2 protein-coding genes are annotated in these 1625 nt (G+C 60.4%); one reads left to right on the top strand and one right to left on the bottom strand.

Going from position 1 to position 1625, the window contains the following annotated elements; genetic code table 11:
* On the top strand, positions 1-641 hold a 641-nt coding region (locus D1Y85_RS25185; protein WP_281278323.1), incomplete at its 5' end, for a citrate/2-methylcitrate synthase.
* Positions 642-801: 160 nt separating this feature from the next.
* Here the strand turns inward: D1Y85_RS25185 and D1Y85_RS25180 are convergent.
* A complete protein-coding gene (locus D1Y85_RS25180) occupies positions 802-1563 on the bottom strand; it encodes an N-acetylmuramoyl-L-alanine amidase family protein (protein WP_124153800.1) in 762 nt (253 codons plus the stop codon).
* Positions 1564-1625 lie beyond the last annotated feature (62 nt).

Genomic DNA, 1625 nt, shown 5'->3' with positions numbered 1-1625 from the left:
CGCGCGCGCTCGACCGCATCCTGATCCTGCACGCCGACCACGAGCAGAACGCGTCGACCTCGACGGTGCGTCTGGCGGGCTCGTCGGGTGCGAATCCGTTCGCGTGTATCGCGGCCGGTATCGCGTGTCTGTGGGGCCCGGCGCACGGCGGTGCGAACGAAGCCGCGCTGAACATGCTTGAAGAGATCGGCTCGGTCGACAAGATCCCCGAGTTCATCAAGCAGGTGAAGGACAAGAACTCGGGCGTGAAGCTGATGGGCTTCGGTCACCGCGTGTACAAGAACTACGATCCGCGTGCGAAGCTGATGCGCGAAACGTGCTACGAAGTGCTCAACGAACTGGGCCTGCACGACGATCCGCTGTTCAAGCTCGCGATGGCGCTCGAAAAGATCGCGCTGGAAGACGAATACTTCGTGTCGCGCAAGCTGTACCCGAACGTGGACTTCTACTCGGGTATCGTGCAGCGCGCGCTGGGCATCCCGACGTCGATGTTCACGTGTATCTTCGCGATGGCGCGTACGGTGGGCTGGATCGCGCAGTGGAACGAGATGATTGCCGACCCCGAGCAGAAGATCGGTCGTCCGCGTCAGCTGTTCATCGGCAGCACGCCGCGTCAGGCGAAGCCAATCGCGCAGCGTTAAGCTGTGACTGCTTGCGGCGCGTCTTTTGTGGCGCGCCGTGTGGAAATTCAAACGCCCCGACGGGTTTTACCCGTCGGGGCGTTTGTTTTGGTGAGCGTCACTGCGTTGCTCAATTACCCACGAGCCATGGCCGCCATCCGACGCTACGTCGAAGCCGCGGTCATTTTTCCTGCGGATCGGGGCGACCACCTTCGTCAGACTCCATCGTCGATGCAGCCGCATAGCGCCGCACGGCTGACACGATCGCTTCGACGATTTGGCTCTGATTCGCATCGCTGCTGACGTAAGCCTCATCCGCAGGATCTGTAATCACTCCGACTTCGAGCAGAACTGCTGGAATCGCGGTCTTTTTCAACACGATCAGGTCGTCGAATCGATAAATGCCACGCGTCCTGTCGAGTAGTTCCCTGTTTTCGCCGGGAATCGGATCGGCGTGATGCAACGACGGCGTACGCCCGATCGCGCGCAGTTGGTCACCGAGTAGCGTGGCAAATCGCATGCTCTGCGCGAAGTGCGGGTTCAGTTGGGAGACGAACAGCGAATATCCACGAATTGGCTTTGTCGTCCGGTAGGCATCGCGCGAGCCAGCCTCGAATTTCTCCAGATAGCGCAATTGCGCCGAATCGTGATGAATGGACAGGAACAGGTCAGCATGCCCCGCATTCGCGAGCTGAGCACGTGCATCGAGGCTGATGTCTTGTGACGAGGTTCGCGTCAGAACAGGTGTGAATCCCGCTGTCCTTAATGCGTCGCAGACCTTCTGAGCGAGCGCGTCGTTGTACTGAACCTCGTAAATTCCCCGCGCCCCGAGTGCCCCACCATGTTCGGGGGTGTGCCCGGAATCGATCGCGATGCGAAGGGGGCGATGCGTCGTGGCCTCGACGGCTTGCGCGGTGCTGTATTGACCCAGCGAAACCTGCACAGATTAAGCAGCTAAAGCGAATGCCTCAGCCGGGGTTTTCATCTTCAGCGCCTGGTGGGGCC

The organism is Paraburkholderia dinghuensis, assembly GCF_003837865.1.
GTDB lineage: Bacteria > Pseudomonadota > Gammaproteobacteria > Burkholderiales > Burkholderiaceae > Paraburkholderia > Paraburkholderia dinghuensis.
Note: the sequence above shows the minus strand (reverse complement) of the source record. Positions and strands in the feature narration are given on the sequence as shown.